The organism is Nocardia sp. NPDC056000 (assembly GCF_042269265.1).
Classification (GTDB): Bacteria; Actinomycetota; Actinomycetes; order Mycobacteriales; family Mycobacteriaceae; genus Nocardia.
The window spans coordinates 400,374-415,619 of sequence record NZ_JBHJXS010000009.1 but is presented as its reverse complement, the minus strand read 5'-3'; the positions used below and the strand labels follow the sequence as shown (position 1 = coordinate 415,619).

General features: G+C 65.2%; 17 protein-coding genes. 9 read left to right on the top strand and 8 right to left on the bottom strand.

The features are described from left to right. Positions 1-8: 8 nt before the first annotated feature. Positions 9-2,585 carry an AAA family ATPase gene (locus tag ACFC4D_RS27215; protein WP_376067738.1) on the bottom strand — a complete coding sequence of 859 codons (2,577 nt, stop codon included), beginning with the start codon at positions 2,583-2,585 and terminating at the stop codon, positions 9-11. A 116-nt stretch (positions 2,586-2,701) separates the two neighbouring features. Here ACFC4D_RS27215 and ACFC4D_RS27210 point away from each other — a divergent pair, with 116 nt between their 5' ends. From ACFC4D_RS27210 to ACFC4D_RS27200, 3 genes are read left to right on the top strand one after another with little or no spacing between them, the layout of a single operon-like run. Beyond that, positions 2,702-2,983, top strand: a complete 282-nt coding sequence (locus ACFC4D_RS27210; protein WP_375960469.1) for a DUF4242 domain-containing protein — start codon at positions 2,702-2,704, stop codon at positions 2,981-2,983. 26 nt (positions 2,984-3,009) lie between these two features. Then, complete coding sequence (locus tag ACFC4D_RS27205) at positions 3,010-3,378, top strand: hypothetical protein (protein WP_375960471.1); 369 nt, start codon at positions 3,010-3,012, stop codon at positions 3,376-3,378. Beyond that, positions 3,329-3,694 carry a VOC family protein gene (locus tag ACFC4D_RS27200; RefSeq protein ID WP_364647547.1) on the top strand — a complete coding sequence of 122 codons (366 nt, stop codon included), beginning with the start codon at positions 3,329-3,331 and terminating at the stop codon, positions 3,692-3,694. The genes ACFC4D_RS27205 and ACFC4D_RS27200 overlap by 50 nt, the downstream gene beginning before the upstream one ends. Before the next feature lie 20 nt (positions 3,695-3,714). Here the strand turns inward: ACFC4D_RS27200 and ACFC4D_RS27195 are convergent, their stop codons facing one another. Genes ACFC4D_RS27195 through ACFC4D_RS27185 form a run of 3 tightly spaced genes read right to left on the bottom strand, consistent with a single transcriptional unit; the run spans position 3,715 to position 6,541 of the window. Further along, a complete protein-coding gene (locus ACFC4D_RS27195) occupies positions 3,715-4,068 on the bottom strand; it encodes a VOC family protein (protein WP_376067736.1) in 354 nt (117 codons plus the stop codon). 35 nt (positions 4,069-4,103) lie between these two features. Then, on the bottom strand, positions 4,104-5,456 hold the full coding sequence (locus tag ACFC4D_RS27190; protein ID WP_376067734.1) for an aldehyde dehydrogenase family protein: 1,353 nt from the start codon (positions 5,454-5,456) through the stop codon (positions 4,104-4,106). After that, the gene (locus ACFC4D_RS27185) at positions 5,456-6,541 is read right to left on the bottom strand and encodes an AMP-binding protein (RefSeq protein WP_376067732.1); all 1,086 of its coding nucleotides are present in this window, start codon (positions 6,539-6,541) and stop codon (positions 5,456-5,458) included. Before ACFC4D_RS27185 ends, ACFC4D_RS27190 begins: the two co-directional genes overlap by 1 nt. A 93-nt stretch (positions 6,542-6,634) precedes the next feature. On the opposite strand from ACFC4D_RS27185, the gene ACFC4D_RS27180 reads away from it, so the two are divergent. Further along, the gene (locus ACFC4D_RS27180) at positions 6,635-7,186 is read left to right on the top strand and encodes a CGNR zinc finger domain-containing protein (RefSeq protein ID WP_376067730.1); all 552 of its coding nucleotides are present in this window, start codon (positions 6,635-6,637) and stop codon (positions 7,184-7,186) included. 17 nt (positions 7,187-7,203) lie between these two features. Here ACFC4D_RS27180 and ACFC4D_RS27175 read toward each other — a convergent pair whose 3' ends face one another. After that, positions 7,204-7,830, bottom strand: a complete 627-nt coding sequence (locus ACFC4D_RS27175; RefSeq protein ID WP_376067728.1) for a GNAT family N-acetyltransferase — start codon at positions 7,828-7,830, stop codon at positions 7,204-7,206. Positions 7,831-7,977: 147 nt separating this feature from the next. Here ACFC4D_RS27175 and ACFC4D_RS27170 point away from each other — a divergent pair, with 147 nt between their 5' ends. Then, complete coding sequence (locus ACFC4D_RS27170; protein WP_376067726.1) at positions 7,978-8,334, top strand: ADP-ribosylation/crystallin J1; 357 nt, start codon at positions 7,978-7,980, stop codon at positions 8,332-8,334. Between the two features lie 179 nt (positions 8,335-8,513). Here the strand turns inward: ACFC4D_RS27170 and ACFC4D_RS27165 are convergent, their stop codons facing one another. Further along, positions 8,514-10,085: a PucR family transcriptional regulator ligand-binding domain-containing protein gene (locus ACFC4D_RS27165; RefSeq protein WP_376067724.1), complete on the bottom strand. Its 1,572-nt coding sequence runs from the start codon at positions 10,083-10,085 to the stop codon at positions 8,514-8,516. A 106-nt stretch (positions 10,086-10,191) separates the two neighbouring features. Here ACFC4D_RS27165 and ACFC4D_RS27160 point away from each other — a divergent pair, with 106 nt between their 5' ends. From ACFC4D_RS27160 to ACFC4D_RS27145, 4 genes are all read left to right on the top strand, one after another. Then, a complete protein-coding gene (locus tag ACFC4D_RS27160; RefSeq protein ID WP_376067722.1) occupies positions 10,192-11,628 on the top strand; it encodes a purine-cytosine permease family protein in 1,437 nt (478 codons plus the stop codon). A 229-nt stretch (positions 11,629-11,857) separates the two neighbouring features. Continuing rightward, the gene (locus ACFC4D_RS27155) at positions 11,858-12,385 is read left to right on the top strand and encodes an ATP-binding protein (RefSeq protein WP_376067721.1); all 528 of its coding nucleotides are present in this window, start codon (positions 11,858-11,860) and stop codon (positions 12,383-12,385) included. Between the two features lie 81 nt (positions 12,386-12,466). Then, positions 12,467-12,880: a low affinity iron permease family protein gene (locus ACFC4D_RS27150; RefSeq protein ID WP_376067719.1), complete on the top strand. Its 414-nt coding sequence runs from the start codon at positions 12,467-12,469 to the stop codon at positions 12,878-12,880. A 34-nt stretch (positions 12,881-12,914) separates the two neighbouring features. Beyond that, positions 12,915-14,099, top strand: coding sequence for an AI-2E family transporter (locus tag ACFC4D_RS27145; RefSeq protein ID WP_376067717.1), 1,185 nt, complete (start codon positions 12,915-12,917; stop codon positions 14,097-14,099). A gap of 1 nt (position 14,100) precedes the next feature. Here the strand turns inward: ACFC4D_RS27145 and ACFC4D_RS27140 are convergent, their stop codons facing one another. Both ACFC4D_RS27140 and ACFC4D_RS27135 read right to left on the bottom strand, forming a co-directional pair. Next, positions 14,101-14,586 carry a DUF6328 family protein gene (locus tag ACFC4D_RS27140; RefSeq protein WP_376067716.1) on the bottom strand — a complete coding sequence of 162 codons (486 nt, stop codon included), beginning with the start codon at positions 14,584-14,586 and terminating at the stop codon, positions 14,101-14,103. 26 nt (positions 14,587-14,612) lie between these two features. Continuing rightward, on the bottom strand, positions 14,613-15,191 hold the full coding sequence (locus ACFC4D_RS27135) for a hypothetical protein (RefSeq protein WP_375960497.1): 579 nt from the start codon (positions 15,189-15,191) through the stop codon (positions 14,613-14,615). Positions 15,192-15,246 lie beyond the last annotated feature (55 nt).

The following is a 15,246-nucleotide window of genomic DNA, read 5'->3' as shown; positions in this document are numbered from 1 at the left end:
GCTCGCGATCAAGGCAGTAGTCCGGATTCCCTGGCCCGGCGTACCGCGTCGCGGCGATTGGCGACCTGGAGCTTGGTCAGGACGGCGGAGACGTGGTGATCCACGGTTTTCACCGAAAGGTACAGTCGCTCAGCCAGTTCGGCGTTGGTGAGGCCGGTTTCGAGTAGGCGCAGCACTTCGATCTGACGGGTGGTCAAACCCATCGGGTTGGCGAGGGTGGTGGCGCGGCGGGGTGCGGGGATATCGCGGGCACCGTTCGCGCGCAGGTCGTAGCGGACCTTGGCGGCGACCGCGTGTGCGCCGAGACGGTCGAGGATGTCCAGGGCGCGACGGGCGGGGGCGGTTTCGCCGGAGTCGGCCAGCGCCAGTGCGAGATCGTAAGGGGTGGTGAGGGTTTCGAAGGCCGCGGCGGCGGATTCGTACTGTCCGGCCGCGAGCAGCCGATAGGGTTCGGCTACGGATTCGGTGTCGGCTGGCGTGCCGATTCGGCGGAGCCAGATGGCCAAATCGCCACGTGCCCATTCCAATCCGAGGGTGGGTACGGTGTCGAGCAGTGCCCGGCATTCATCGAGACGGTCGTCGGGAACCCCTGTCAGCCAGTACTTCTCGACGATTGCCGACGCCACCGGCAGCATGCGCACCGGCTCGCCGTAACGGCTGGCGAGCTGCCAGGCGCGATCGATATCGCCGTGGTCGTTTCCGTCGCGGCGCAGTGCGACCATGGCGCGGATCAGCAGCGGCCAGACCCTGGCCAGGGGTGCGCCGGGACTGTCCAGTACCGAGTCTGCATCGGCGAGCGCGCCCTGCCAATCGCCGGTGAGCAGTTTGAGTCGGCTGCGCGAACCCAGTTGCACGACATGGCACACGGGCAGATCGTGTTCGATCATCAGGGGCAGGCAGGTGTCGAGCAGTTCGGTGGCGGCTCCGAGTCGGCGCTGTTCGACGTCGAAGTACGACAGGTTCGTGTAACCGCTGGAATAGATTTCGTCGATGTGCTTCGGGCCGGTGGCAAGCAGACGCAGCAGGTCCTCGCGGGCGACCGGCACTCCGGCGAGGACTCCACAGATGCCCTCGATGACCTCCACTCGTACGCTCAGCAGGGGATCGCCTGCGATGCTTGCGATTTCGCGGGCGCGAGCGAGCAGTCGCGTGGCTGTGCCGAGTTCGCTGGACTGGACGGCCAGGAAGGCTTGCAACGCGAACGCGTATCCGGCGCGAGCTCGGGTGGCAGATTCGGCATCGCCGTCGAGGACCGCGAGCGCGGCGGCCGCATGGGTGTCCGCCACCACGCGGTTCGCGTTGTACCACTCGTAGACCGCCAGGGCGTGATGATCGGCGCTCACCGCAGCGTTCGACAGCATTGCCTCGCGCAGGCGCATGGCGTTGCGGCACACGGTGATCGCGTCATCGAGACGATCGATCAGGTAGTACTCGTCAGCCAGCGATTCGAGCAATTCCGCTTCCATCGTAGGCGGCAGATCACGGTCTTCCAGTGCGAGACGGAAGAATTCGGTCGACTGGGTGTGCGCGCCCGAGCGCGCCGCGGTGTACCCCGCCTGTGCGGCGGCCTTGGTGATCAGCGCACGATCACCGGCTCCCACCGCGTGATGGGTGATCACGGCGGGATCGGGTTGTGCTGTCGCGTAATGGGCTTCGATGAATCGGCGGTGCAGGCTCGGCTCGGCACCGGGCGGGATGACGCTGGTGATGGCCAGGCGGCACAGGTCATGCCGGAAGGCCACACCTCGGTTGTCGCGCTTGATGAGTTTGGCGTCATCGAGTGCGCGCAGCGCAGGCAGCGTGACACCCAGATCGGTGAGCAGATGATCGGCGATGGCACCGGGTGCGCAGGTCAGCAAATGCAGCAGATCCCAAGCGGCAGTGTCCAATCCGGCGGTGCGAGCCAGAATGGCATCGCGCACGGTGGTGGGCAGCTCACCGGTGCGGTGATCGAGCATTTCGCAGACGAAGAAGGCATTGCCGCCGGTCACCCGATACAACCAGTGCGGATCCACGGGCCGATCCCCCGCCAGCGTCGTCACCGCCGTCAAGCTCAGCGGTGGCACGGTGAGCGGGCAGGCGTGCGGGGAGCGCGCGATATCGCCGAGCAGTCCGCGCAGCGGATGAACGACGCCGACTTCGTCATCACGCGCGATACCGATCAGCAGCAGTCGGGTATTGGTTATGCGGCGCAACAGGAATCGGAACAGATCGATGGTGCCCTGATCGGCCCACTGCAGATCATCCACCACCAGCACCGAGGGAATCTCACGCAATGCGTCGAAGACCGCGGCGAAGATGTCGTACGACTGGTCCCCGTTGCGCAATAGCGTGCGGGTGCGGTCATCGAAGCGATCCGCGAGATCGTGCAGCGGTCCCAGCGGCCGGGGTGTGGACAGCGGATCGCAGGCTCCCCACAGCACCCGCTCGTCCGCACACCAGCTGTCGAGAAAGGTCTCCACGAACGCGGTCTTTCCCGCACCGGATTCACCGCGCACCAGCACGGCCCCGCCCTGCCCGGTACGGGCCCGGTCCGCTCGAGCGCTGAGCTCTGCCAGCTCGTTTTCCCGCTCGGTCAGCCTCACCTGGGGGATGTTACCGGCCCAAGATGGGGAATCGATCCCCATGAATTCCGTTCCCGAATGGCCGAGCGTAGAGGTCACCGGACGCGACAGCGCCGGACCGGACAGGAGTACACATCATGAAGCGCTTTCTCATCGAACGAGAGATCCCCGGAGCGGAAGACCTCACCCCCGCCGAACTCGCGGTGATCGCCGAAAAGTCCAATGCCGCAATGTCTTCGCTCGGTGTGCCGTATCGCTGGATCACCACCTACGTCGCGGGCGACAAGCTCTACTGCCTGCACGAGGCCGAGGACGAGGACGCCATTCGCGAGCATGCTCGCCGCGGCGGTTTCCCCGCGAACCTCGTCACGACGATCGCCGGCGAATTCGGCCCGCATACCGCCGCCAACGTTCACTGACCACTATTCATCAGGAGAGTTCGACCATGGAGGTTCCCGTCATCGCGGGTGCGGTCGCGAGCGCGGTTTTCGCCTCCAGCACGCTGCCGATGCTGGCCAAAGCGCGACGCACCAGGGATGTGCGCTCGTACAGCCCGGCGAATATCGCGCTGGCCAACATCGGCAACCTGGTCTACATGGTGTACGTGCTGGACCTGCCCCCGGGGCCGATCTGGGCGCTGCACCTGTTCCACACGATCAGTTCGGGTCTGATGCTGGTCTGGTATCTGCGCTACGTGGTGTTCGCTTCGACACCGGACGAGTCGAATTCTGGAGAGAACCCGGCTGTGCCTTTAGGTTTGACCAATGCCATCGGTCAAACAGGTTCAGATCACCTTCGACTGCGCGGATCCTGAGCGGGTCGCTCGGTTCTGGAGCGAGGTATTGGGATACGAGCACCAGGGTGTGTCGTGCGTCGATCCCTCGGGTGTGGGTCCGCGCCTGTACTTCCAGCGGGTTCCGGAGAGCAAGGTGGTCAAGAACCGGGTGCATGTCGATGTGCGCGTCGGGACGGGGCTGGTCGGTGACGAGCGGGTGGACGCACTCGAGGCCGAATGCGCGCGGCTGGTCGCACTCGGTGCGGTGCGGGTGGAGTTGCTGCGCGCCGATGGCGTCAATGAATCGTGCCTGGTGATGCAGGACATCGAGGGCAACGAGTTCTGCCTCGACTGACCACCCCGATGCGTCGCGGGTCAGTAGTACTGGACCAGGCAGAACTCGTGATCCTCGGGGTCGGCCATCACGACCACCACCCCCGCGTCGTAGTCATGTCGCTCACCGGTTAACCGGCCGCCGAGCGCGATCACCTGTGCGATCCCCTCCTCGATATCGTCGACGGCGATATCGAGGTGGATCCGTACCTTGCCGTGGTTGGGTTCGGTCACCGGTTGAAAGACCAGACGCGGCAACTGATCACCTGCGCTGCCGAGGTAGACCCACCCGGGCTCGGACGGTCCACGCTCGCGATCGAGCAGTGCGCTCCAGAAGCCGGCGACTCGTTCCACGTCGATGCAGTCGATGGTCACTCCAACCCAGCGGTTCCCCATCCCGCAAGTATTGCGCGGCAAGCCGTCGGTGGCTGCTATGAACTCCTTTCGGCCGGTGAATGATTCGAGGTCTTTCGCTCGGTGAGATGGTCGATGATCGAGCCGTCGTGCGGCGCACCAGGTGTGAAGTGGGTGGTGGGGGTTCCGTGGGTGAAGACGTTGCGGATGTTGTTCGCCGCCAGGTAGGCGGTGGTTTGGTCGGGGGTGCCGCCGAGGATGGCGAGTGAGAGGGTGCGGCCGAGGCGCGCGGGATCGAGGTTGGGGACCGCGGGGTGGAGGCGGAGTGCGGGGAATGGGAGTTCCGTTGTGCGCAAGGGCTCTTCGGGGGTCGCGATCGAGATCACCGGGCACAGTGCGGCGGAGCCGTCAGCGAGGTCGACGAGATGATCGGTGGGTTGACCGCCGTGCACGGTCGCCGTCAGTTCGGCGAGGCGGTGGGCTTGGGCGAGGGGGAATACCGGGATCCGAGTGGATTCGTCGTCGGGGCGGCCGATCGTCAGACGCGCCAAAGCTGTTGCGATGATTGGGCTCAGGGCGGCGGGGTCGTCGACGAGAGCGGCGCTGGCATTGAGGCATTGGCCGCCGCCACCGTCGGCGGTGGAGGTGATCAGTAGTTCGGAGAGACGATCCTGGTCAGCGCCGGGCAATTCGAGGACTTTCGAGTTGCCCGGGCCTTGGACGAGCACCTCCGGGCGGTTCTCGTAGCGGCGGGCAATATCGGGGCCGCCGTAGACCACCGATCTGTCGGAACCCTGTACCAGTCGGTGGGCGTCCTCCTGCGTGGTCGGCAGCAGCGCGATGGTGTCTTCGGCGAGACCGGCATCGATCAGGGCCCGCACGATTCGCGCCGGAGTGAACGGGTCACGGCGGGACGGGCGGACGATGATTTTGTAGCCGAGGGCCACCAGTTCGAACAGAACCACGTGCACGCCAGGATGATTCGCGGGTGAGAGCACGCAGACCAGTTCGCCGCGGCGGTGCACGCTGACTGTGACGCGGCGATCGGGGCCATAGTGCTGCGGGGCCAGTTCCGCGGCGACGATCTCGGCCACCTGCTGGGCGGCGGGTCGGACCTGACCCAGGAATCGGGTGACCACCGAGAGCGGGGTGCCCGAGGTCGCGGACTGCGCTCGCGCATACGCGATGGGGGTGAGGCCGTCGACCGGTTCCTCGGCGATCCGGCGGGCCGCGTCGGTGATGATGCGAAGGCGCGTCGCCAAGGGTTGTGGGCGCGCGGCACGCAGTCGATTCATGGTCAGGCCGGTCAGCAGATCCGAAGCGAAATCGAGTCGGCCGGTGCTCTCGCCGCGTACGGTCTGGATCGGTTCGCCGGTGCGGGCGGGGTGGTAGGTTCCGTCGATCAGCGGGGAGATGCGGTAGCCGTCCATCAGTAGACCCCTTCGATGACGGCTTCGCCTGCGACGGGCAGCGGTTGCACGTTCTGCACCAGATCGGTGCCCTCTTCGCCGGTGAAGCGGATGCGGGTCGCCTCGTCGCGTTCGTAGCTGACCGGCAGGAATACCTCGGGGGTCAGCACATGGATTGCGATGAGACCGCGTTCGCCGTACGCGACCTGTGCACGGTGTTCGTCGAGCACCGACCACGCCGTGTACGGGAAATACGCTTGGAACGTGGGCAATTCGTACTCGAGGCCGGGGACCTCGAGCGCGGATCCCATCATGGTGTTGCCGTATCCGCCGATGATCTGGGTGTCGGGGAACACCTCGCGCAGCAGGGCCAGGGTGTCGGGGTTCATCGATGTGCTGCCCCAGACCGCGAAACGCACTTTCTTCCTGAACAATTCGGCGACCTGCGGCCGCGTCGCGATCGCGGCGAAAATCGGCGGGGTCAGGTAGACGATCCGCACGTCCTGTGATTCGAGAATCCACTGTGCCTGCTGAACAACGTGTTCGACGTACAGCTCGGCGACCTGATCATGGCCGCGCTGCAATGCCAGGCGCACGAACCTGGGATCGAGATCGATGCAGAACAGCTCGAGGCCGAGGCGTCTGGCCATGACCGTATTGCTGTAGCCGACCACGTGCGGGCCGGTGGGGCCGAGGAACATCATGCCGCCCTCGTCGACCGGAGCGCCGAGTGCGCGCAGCCTGTCCGCGGTCCACACCGAGGTCTTCTCCCACTGGGCGGCGTCGATGATGCGCTTCGGAGCGCCCGTGGTGCCGCCGCTCTCGAAGATCGACGGCTGAATCCCGTTGCGGCGCATCGCTCGTGGTACGAGAGCGTTGACCGGGACCGTTCGCCATTCGGTGCTCACATCCGGGAATCGCAGCAGATCCGCCCGCGTCCGGATATCGCTCAGGCGGAAGTCGAATGACTTCGACTTCTCGATCCAGAAATCCGAACCCGTCTCGGACGAGAAATGGAAGTCGATCGCGCGCTGAATGTGCTCGGTATAGGGAACCCGCTCCGGCCAGTTCACCTCATCGAGGTAGCGGCTGCGTGCGTTCGTCATGGTGTCCATGAAAGTCCTTCCCTCACAATCGGATACGGAGCCGAGCGGCTCCATGTCCGAGGACGCTACGAGCTGGCCGCTACCCTTGTCGACATGGACATAGTGCAGATAGAGCATTACAAGTGGTGGGGAATCGGGCTCGCACTTGCCCTGGTGAACAGCGACCCCGACGTAGCCGGAGTGGAAACCCTCGACTCGGTCGCCGCGGTCGATCGACTGCTTCGCGCCCACGGCGCGACCGATATACAGATCTCCGACGAGGACCTCCCCCACCTACGCCGCATCCGCCCGTATCTACTGCGCGCCGTCCGCGACCCCTCCCCCGACCACGCCGCACCACTGCTCAACCACGTCGCCGCCGAAGCGGGCGCCACCCCTCGGCTCACCAACCACGACGGACTCCCCTGGCACATCGACTTCCACACCCCAGCCAGCACCGCCTGGCGCCACATCGCCGCCGAAGCCGCCGCCGCCCTCATGGGATTCCTGATCGCCCGCGGCCCCGACCGCATCCGGCTCTGCGCCGCCCACGACTGCCATCGCTACTACGCCGACACCACCAAGAACAATTCCATGCGCTACTGCCCGGACCGCGGCTGCGCCAACCGCGAACGAGTCCGCCGCCATCGCCAACGTAACGGGTAAACCTCCCGGGCCGAGACCTAGATCACCGATCGCCCACCGGGCTGCGGAGGACGCCACATCAGCCACGCTCGTGGGCCGCCGAAACGCATTGTGATCTCGTCGAACACCGTGAATCCGAAGCGTTCGTAGTAGGCGAGATTCGACTTGTTGCTGGTCTCCAGGAACGCGGAGACACCTTCTCGATCACACAGGGCGAGCTTCGATTCCAGTAGCGAGCGACCGTAGCCGAGCCCTCGCGCGGCCGGTGAGGTCCCGATCGCCTGTAGATACCAGTGCGGCTCACTCGGATGCATGCGCTGCTTCTGGCGATCAGCCAATCCCAGCAACGGGATACGCGGACCGAACGCCTTCAACAGATCCGGCAGCATGCGCGCCTGAGATCGAACGGTGTGCCGCCAACATCCGGGAGGGGTCCACAGCGCCGCACCACGCACCGCTCCGTCGGCATCAACGGCGATATCGACATGCCCGTGCAGCAGATGGTGCCGCGTCACCGCGCTGAACATCCACCTCGCCCGCGCCACCCGCGACCCAAAGTCCGGAAGCAACCACCCGACATAGGGATCGTCCTCGAACGCCGACGCGAGAACGTTTGCCGCAGCATCGATATCGCCGATGCCGCAGGCTCGAATGTGCACGCTCATATCCACATCCTCAACAGAGCCATCCCCCGCCGACCCCCCGGCGCTCAATTGCGTTGACACACAACCGCAATCAGGCACAATTTCCAGTCGGGCTCCGACGATACCCGTCGGCAGTTGTTCGAGTGAGCAGGACGAAGGGGGATAGTGATGGCGGATCAACAGATTCCGACCACCGTACTGTGGCGTCCGACCGGCCCGGAAGAACTGGACCTGGTTCGCGAATCAGACTGGCGCGCTTGGCCACCCAGACTCCCCGAACAACCGATCTTCTACCCCGTACTCAACGAGGACTACGCGATCCGAATCGCCCGCGACTGGAACGTCCCCCACCACGGCGTCGGCTACGTAACCCGCTTCCGAGTCCAATCACCCTTCCTCGAGCGCTACCCCGTCCAGCAAGCCGGCGGCCAAACCATCCTCGAACTCTGGGTCCCCGCCGAAGAGCTCGCCGATTTCAACGCCCACCTGGTCGGCCCCATCGAAGTCGTCCACGAATTCCGGTAACCAACGACCCGAATAATCCGTTGCCCGCCAACCGATTCGGCGACTACCGTCTGCGTTGTCTCGCCTAAGGCGCGCTGGCTTTGGTTGACCGCGCCCGCAGTGATGGAGAGGGTAGCCGCCCGTTCGAGCCGGGCCGAGTCCAGAGGGAGTCCGCACTGAGGTGCGGGCTCCCTCGAGCCTCATTTGGGGGTGTCGAGGGATTCGGCGGTTAGGGCCAAATAGAGGTCGATGGTGTCTTCGAGGCGGTTTACGTTGCGGCCGGTTAGGTCGGTTATGCGGGTTATGCGGTTGCGGAGGGTGTTTACGTGGACGTGGAGGGCGGTGGCGGTTACTGCCCATTGGCCGTCGTGGGCCAGGAAGGTGCGGAGGGTGTGTTCGAGGTCGGTGTGGGAGCGGGTGTCGTGGTCGCGGATGGGGGTGAGGATTTGGTCTGAGAAGCGTTGGCGGACTTGGGTGTCCAGAAGGCCCAGGAGCATTCGGAAGGTGGCTATGTCGGCGAAGGTGGCTATGTCGGGGGAAGGTTGGGCGCGCAGGACCTGGCAGACTTCACGGGCGCGGACGAGGGCGTCGCGGAGGCCGGGGGCGGGGGTGATGTCGCCTATGCCGATAACCGTGCGGGGGACGGGGGAACGTCTGGTGGTTTCGGTGGACAGGTCGCGGGCGAAGCGGGTGAGGTCTTCGGGGGAACGTTCCCACAGGCAGATGGAGACCACGTCGCGGCTGCCCGCGGCGGTGAAGGCGGGGATGCCGTGGGCGGCGAAGAACGCGCCTACCGCGTGGGCTATGTCGTCAGGTTGGGCGGTTGCGCCGGGGGTGGGGACGGGGGATGAAACCAGTACGGCCAGGGGGCGATCCGGGGGGACGCCGTAGGCGCGGAGGCGGCGGATGACCTCGGCGCTGCTGCGGGGGCCGGACAGGATCATCTCCAAAAGTTCTGCGGCGAAGCGGGCTTCGATGGCGTGGACCGCTTGCTGTTTGGTGACTTCCAGGCTGAGGAAGCGGGCGGCTTGGGCGAGGGCCTCTTGATCGGCGGGCGAGAGGGTTGCCGAGGGTTCGAGGCAGTACAGGCCCGCGTCGATCTCGCCCATCGCGCCCTCGATCAGATACAGCGCGGCGGGGCCGGTCCCGAGTAGATCGACTTCGAGCGGCGGCGGGGTGCGGTTGAGGGCGGCGGCGGCCAGGCGGACCTGTTCGTCGGTCGGCTCGCAGCCGATCGAGGCCAGGCGACGGCCCTTGCGGTCCACCACCAGTAGCGGCAATTCCGTTTCACCGCGGAGGATTTCGAGTACGCCCGCCGCTCCGCTGCCACGGGAGAGCGCGGTTGCCAAGGCGTCGCCGCGATGGACCGTCGCGGTCAGTTCGGCTTGCAACACCTCGTTCTGGATCGCGGCGGCCGCGCGGGTCAGCGCGGCGAACGGCACACCGATGCAGAGTTCCACGAGCGGCAGACCGTGGGAAAGGCACAGGGCGACAAGGTCTTCGGGAAGCTCGGGCGTTTGCGCGGTGAGACCGAATACCAGCCCGGCCGCACCCGCGCGCGCGACCGCCGCCACGAAACGGTCGAGCGATACCTGCGATTGCCACAGGCCGTTGGTCAGCACCAGTTCACCCGAGCGCACATACGGCGAGGGATCGGCGAGCTCGGTGGTGTGCAGCCAGTGGATCTCCGCGTTCAGCGCGTCCGTGAGTTCCGGTGTCACCACGCGCAGTCCCAGGGCGGGATCGGCGACGAGTCGGCTGATGGTCAACATCTAGTCGAATGTACAGAACCGATCCAGCATTGGTGGATGAACATCCATCCCTTCGACGGCTTCCGCACTGCTGTTATGAGGTACCTCACAACAAAGGAATGCGGCTATGTCCCAACCTCCCGACACCACCGAACGCACCGCTCCCGCCGAGACCGGCGTGCGCTTCGACGAACACGGCGTCCTGCCCATCCCCGATCAGGAACGGGACTGCTCGCCGTGGGAGCTGTTCTGGATCTGGTGCGGGGCGAATATCGCCCCGATCAACTGGGTGCTCGGTGCGCTCGGGATCACCCTGGGACTGAGCCTGCTCGAAACCCTGATCGTGGTCGTGATCGGAAACCTGTTCGGCTGCGCCATATTCGGGCTGTTCAATGTGATCGGTCATCGCACCGCGGTCAATCAGATGGTGTTGGGGCGCTCGGCGTTCGGCATCAAGGGCGCGGCATTGCCCGCACTCGTGCAGGGCCTGCTGACCATGGCCTGGGTCGGGGTGAATACCTGGGTGGTGCTGGATCTGGTGCTGGCCGTACTGGATCAGCTCGGCATCAGCGGCGGGCTCGGGCTCAGAATCGTTGTGGCAGCGGTCATTATGGTGGTGCAGCTGGGTTTGGCGCTGTACGGGTTCTATGCCATTCGCACGTTCGAGAAATACACCGTGCCGCTCACCATCGCGGTCATGGTGGTGATGACGGTGCTCGCGCTGGGCCGCACTCAGCTGAACTGGTCCACCGCCGTCACCGACACCCCCGGCGAAAAGCTCACCGCCATCACACAACTCATCACCGCGATCGGGATCGGGTGGGGTCTGACCTGGATTCCCTACGCCGCCGACTACAGCCGTTTCGTGCGCCCGAATCTGTCCGCGCGCAAAGTCTTCTGGGCGTCGGCGACCGGTATGTACATTCCGACGGTGTGGCTGGCCGCGCTCGGGGCCTGCCTGGCGAGCGCGGGGGGCAGCGCCGATCCCTCGACGGTGGTCGTCGGCACCTTCGGCGTATTGGCGATCCCGGTACTGCTGCTGATCATGCACGGGCCGATCGCGACCAATATCCTCAACCTGTACTCGTGCTCGCTCGCGGCGTTGACCATCGGCATTCGCGTCGCCCGCTGGAAGGTCACGCTGTTCGCCGGTGTGATCGCTTCGCTGGTGCTCGCGGTATTCATCAATGCCACGAGTTTCGCGCACGCGTTCGACAATTGGATGGTCTCGATCCTGATGTGGATCAGCCCGTGGATGTCGATCCTGCTGGTGGACTATTTCCTGATCCATCGCCGGGCGCTGTCGATCCCGGACCTGTATCGCGAGCCCGCTTCCTCGGCCTTCGGCAGAGTCAATATCCCCGGCCTGGTGAGCCTGGCAGCCGGTCTGCTCGCCGGGTGGAGTTGGCAGTACGGACTGGTGCCCGCGATGCAGGGCCCGGTCGCGCGAGCGCTCGGAAACACCGACTTCTCTTGGCTCTCAGGCAGTTTCGTCGCCGGTGGACTGTACGTCCTGCTCATGAGGGCGAGATCAGCCCGGACCGGACAGGCCGTGGAGGTCTGAGCGACGCTCACCATCGGCAGTGAATTCCGGGGCGGAGGCCACACGCCTCCGCCCCATGGGCGACGAACCCCTGCCACCACCTTCGAAACATCACGTGACACCTATCCCGCCCCCGGAGAGTGGTTCGCAACACTTACGTTTCCACCGTGAATTGCCGGGTAGATCCAATTCAGAGCCAATTGAAGATCGGATAGAGATCACCGTCGACCAGATTCCGGGGGCAAAAATGATGACCGGGTTACCGAGAACCCACCACGGCAGCACCAACGGGAAACCCCACCGCACCGGCGGCTCGCATCTGCGGCTGGTTTCCCCGGACGAGGCCGGGACCACGCGCCATCCGATGGATGACGCGCACGGCCACACCATCGGGGTTCGAGTTCCGGCCGAAGCCTCGCAGCTCATCATGCTGCGCGCCCTCGCCGAAACCGTATGCCTGACCGCGGATTTCGATGTCAGCATGGTCACCGATATTCGCGTCGCCCTCGATGAGGTGGCGACCGCACTGGTGTCGCATCGCACGCCGGGCACTGAGATCAGCTGCGACTTCACCTATGACCAACAATCGATCGAGGTGCGGATCAATTCGGTATCGCAAACCGATGCCGCGTTCCGGGTCGCGAGTATGGGCTGGCATCTACTCCAGGCCATCACCGACGATTTGCAGACCGAAGTCGGTCCCTTCGACCACCACTCGTCCGGCTACCCGACGCAGGTGCGATTCACCCGCAACCGGGACTGGCTGCCCCTCGATTGATGCCGTCGACGGCGCGTTTATCACGGCGTCCACGGTGGTATGGCCTGAGCGATCGGCTGTATCGAATTCGAAGGAGCACACGTGGACCACTCGCCCGGCACGGCGGCAGCACACGGGGAGCAACTGTCGATCTTCGATAGATTTGCCACCAAGGCCAGCGAATTCGCTTCTCGGGCAGGGTTTTTCGTATTCTGCGTAATCCTGGTCGTGGTCTGGGTGCCTTCCATCGCGGTAATGCCGAGCGTGGACACCTGGCAGCTGGTGATCAACACCGCGACCACGATCATCACGTTCCTGCTGGTGGCGCTGTTGCAGAACACCCAGAGTCGCAGTGATGCCGCGTTGCAGCAGAAGCTCAATGCCGTCGCCGACGCGCTCGCGGACTTCATGGGTGAGCTCAGCACCGAATACCCCGAACTCCAGCGGCACCGCGCCGAACTCGCCGACGCCGTCGGCCTCGAACGCCGCGAGGGCTCGCGACACCAGGACAAGTGATGATTGCTCAGCTCTCCCGTATACCGGTCCGACCATGAACGACGAAGGACAAAGCACCGAGTGGGTCGGCCAGCCACGCTCGGACGAACCCGCACCCATCTCGTCCGCTGAGAAGGACGCCGCCGCGCTGTCCAGCGACCAGCATCCGCTGGGCACGCCCGGCCGGCGGTTCGATCGGCGATCACCATTCATGACCGGACTGCACGCGGCGGCCGGCGTGCTGGTCACCGTGGGCGCGGTGCAGGTCGTACTCGCCGCACACCAGGCACTACTGCTGGTGGTGGCCGCATTGTTCCTGGCCATCGGCATGGAACCGGCCGTGTCATGGCTGGTGCGGCACGGCGTGCGGCGCGGATTCGGGGTGACCCTGATCTTCGTGCTGGTGCTCGCCGGATTGGCGGCGTTCCTGTGGGCGGCGATCACACCGCTGATCGATCAGGGTCAGGCGCTGATCCACAACGCACCCGATACGCTGCGGCACCTCGAGGATCGGTATCCGGTGATCCACAGTGTCTCCGATCGATTCCACCTCGACCAGAAACTGCAACAGGGCACCGGCAGCGATCTGGAACGACTCTCGCAGGGCCTGCTCGGCGCGGGCAAAGTCGTCTTCGGCGCGGTGACCAGCACCGTCATCGCCGCAGTGCTCACCGCGTACTTCTCGGCGAACTTTCCCACCTTGCGCGCCTACATCTACCGCCTGTTCCCCCATGAGCGCCGCCCCCGCGCGATCCTGATCGGGGACGCGATCTTCGCCAAGGTCGGCGGCTATGTGCTGGGAAACCTATTGATCTCCTTGATCACCGGGGTGCTGACCTTCATCTGGCTCTCGGCGTTCGAGGTGCCGTTCCCCTTGGTTCTCGCGGTGCTGGTCGCGGTCCTGGACCTGATTCCGCTGATCGGTTCGACACTTGCCGGAATCGCGATAGCCCTTGTCGCGCTGACGGTTTCGCTCCCCGTATGCATCGCTACAGTGGCGTACTTCCTGGTGCTGCGCGCGGTCGAGGACTATCTGCTGGTGCCCCGGATCATGGGGCGAACCGTACAGGTGCCCGCGGTCGTCACCGTCGTGGCGGTATTGATCGGCGGCTCCGTGCTGGGAGTGCTCGGCGCACTGCTGGCTATCCCGATCGCCGCGAGCGTACTGCTGCTGGTCGAGGAACTGCTCATCCCCCGACTGGATAAGCCCAAGGTCGAGCTCACCAAGCAATCGGCCTGAGTCACAAGCGATTTGCGCCCCGCTGCCACCACGGGTGCACGACCCACGCGAGGGTGAACAACAGCCCGAAGCACACGCCCGCCACACTCGCCCAGATCGGACCGGCCACGGTATCGAAGATCAAGACGGCGACTCCCGTCAGCGCGATGCCAAGTAGGCCGAGTCCGGCCAGGGCATAACGGTGCGCCGTCACCACCACGCTGCCGATGCGATGCCGCCGGAACAGCACTCGATGTGCGGCCACCGGCGCGATCAGACATACGGTCGCGGCAATCGATGTCGTCGCGATCAACAGGTACAGCAAACGCATGGCATGCGATAACTCGGTGAAGCGAGCCTGGAATGGCAAGGTCAGCAATAACCCGGTAAGCAACTGCACCCCGGTCTGCACGACCCGCAGTTCCTGCATCAAACTGTTCCAGTTCCGGTCCAGCCGTTCGGCCTCGGTCTCATTGCGACCATCCCCGGTCGGCGGGACATCGGACATCACGAAACCTCCCACCCCGATACCGCTCAGAATCGCGTGTGCATCCCCACGCAGGTGGCGTCGGCGCGGCGGCGGACGAGGTCGGCGGTGGTGCGGTAGCGGGTGTAGAGGCGGTCCTGCTCTTGATCGGCGGCGCGCTCGCTGAAGGGTGACTCCCACAGCCGGGCGGCGGAGGTGCGGGCCACCTGTGCGAATTGCGCGGGCCAGCAGAGTTCACGGACCGCGCGCACGAGACCGGTATTCGCGTCGACCAGGACCACTCGCAGCAGCAGCTCGGTGGGCTCGTCGTCGATCGCGATACCGCTCGGATGTTCGGCGCGGTGGGGGGTGTACGGGAAGTCGGACCAGTCGATGCCCTGGTCGAAACGGAAGGCCACCAGGGCGAGGTGTGCGCTGTTCACCCAGGCGAAGTCCGCCCGGCCGGACTCGATCGCGGTGATCTCGGACTGCTCGGGTGCGGCCAGCGCTACCAGCAATTCGCCACTGAGACCGTCGGGTGCCAGCCGCAACTGCGCGGACTCGGTCCAGCTGGAACGGGGCGATTGGTAAACATCCCCGACCTGGACGCACGGGGCGGGCGCATCAATGACGTTGTTACTGGGCACAGCGCGTACGTTCCCGATTTGGGCGGATTCAAACGTGTGGGCCATTTCAGAGGCG

Bases quoted from the DNA above. Each gene is read 5' to 3' on its own strand.
- ACFC4D_RS27155 (WP_376067721.1), top strand. From the start codon at position 11,858: ATGACCGGGTTACCGAGAACCCACCACGGCAGCACCAACGGGAAACCC.
- ACFC4D_RS27160 (WP_376067722.1), top strand. From the start codon at position 10,192: ATGTCCCAACCTCCCGACACCACCGAACGCACCGCTCCCGCCGAGACC.
- ACFC4D_RS27195 (WP_376067736.1), bottom strand. From the start codon at position 4,068: ATGGGGAACCGCTGGGTTGGAGTGACCATCGACTGCATCGACGTGGAA.
- ACFC4D_RS27205 (WP_375960471.1), top strand. From the start codon at position 3,010: ATGGAGGTTCCCGTCATCGCGGGTGCGGTCGCGAGCGCGGTTTTCGCC.
- ACFC4D_RS27200 (WP_364647547.1), top strand. From the start codon at position 3,329: ATGCCATCGGTCAAACAGGTTCAGATCACCTTCGACTGCGCGGATCCT.
- ACFC4D_RS27190 (WP_376067734.1), bottom strand. From the start codon at position 5,456: ATGGACGGCTACCGCATCTCCCCGCTGATCGACGGAACCTACCACCCC.
- ACFC4D_RS27165 (WP_376067724.1), bottom strand. From the start codon at position 10,085: ATGTTGACCATCAGCCGACTCGTCGCCGATCCCGCCCTGGGACTGCGC.
- ACFC4D_RS27210 (WP_375960469.1), top strand. From the start codon at position 2,702: ATGAAGCGCTTTCTCATCGAACGAGAGATCCCCGGAGCGGAAGACCTC.
- ACFC4D_RS27180 (WP_376067730.1), top strand. From the start codon at position 6,635: ATGGACATAGTGCAGATAGAGCATTACAAGTGGTGGGGAATCGGGCTC.
- ACFC4D_RS27140 (WP_376067716.1), bottom strand. From the start codon at position 14,586: ATGTCCGATGTCCCGCCGACCGGGGATGGTCGCAATGAGACCGAGGCC.
- ACFC4D_RS27145 (WP_376067717.1), top strand. From the start codon at position 12,915: ATGAACGACGAAGGACAAAGCACCGAGTGGGTCGGCCAGCCACGCTCG.
- ACFC4D_RS27175 (WP_376067728.1), bottom strand. From the start codon at position 7,830: ATGAGCGTGCACATTCGAGCCTGCGGCATCGGCGATATCGATGCTGCG.
- ACFC4D_RS27185 (WP_376067732.1), bottom strand. From the start codon at position 6,541: ATGACGAACGCACGCAGCCGCTACCTCGATGAGGTGAACTGGCCGGAG.
- ACFC4D_RS27170 (WP_376067726.1), top strand. From the start codon at position 7,978: ATGGCGGATCAACAGATTCCGACCACCGTACTGTGGCGTCCGACCGGC.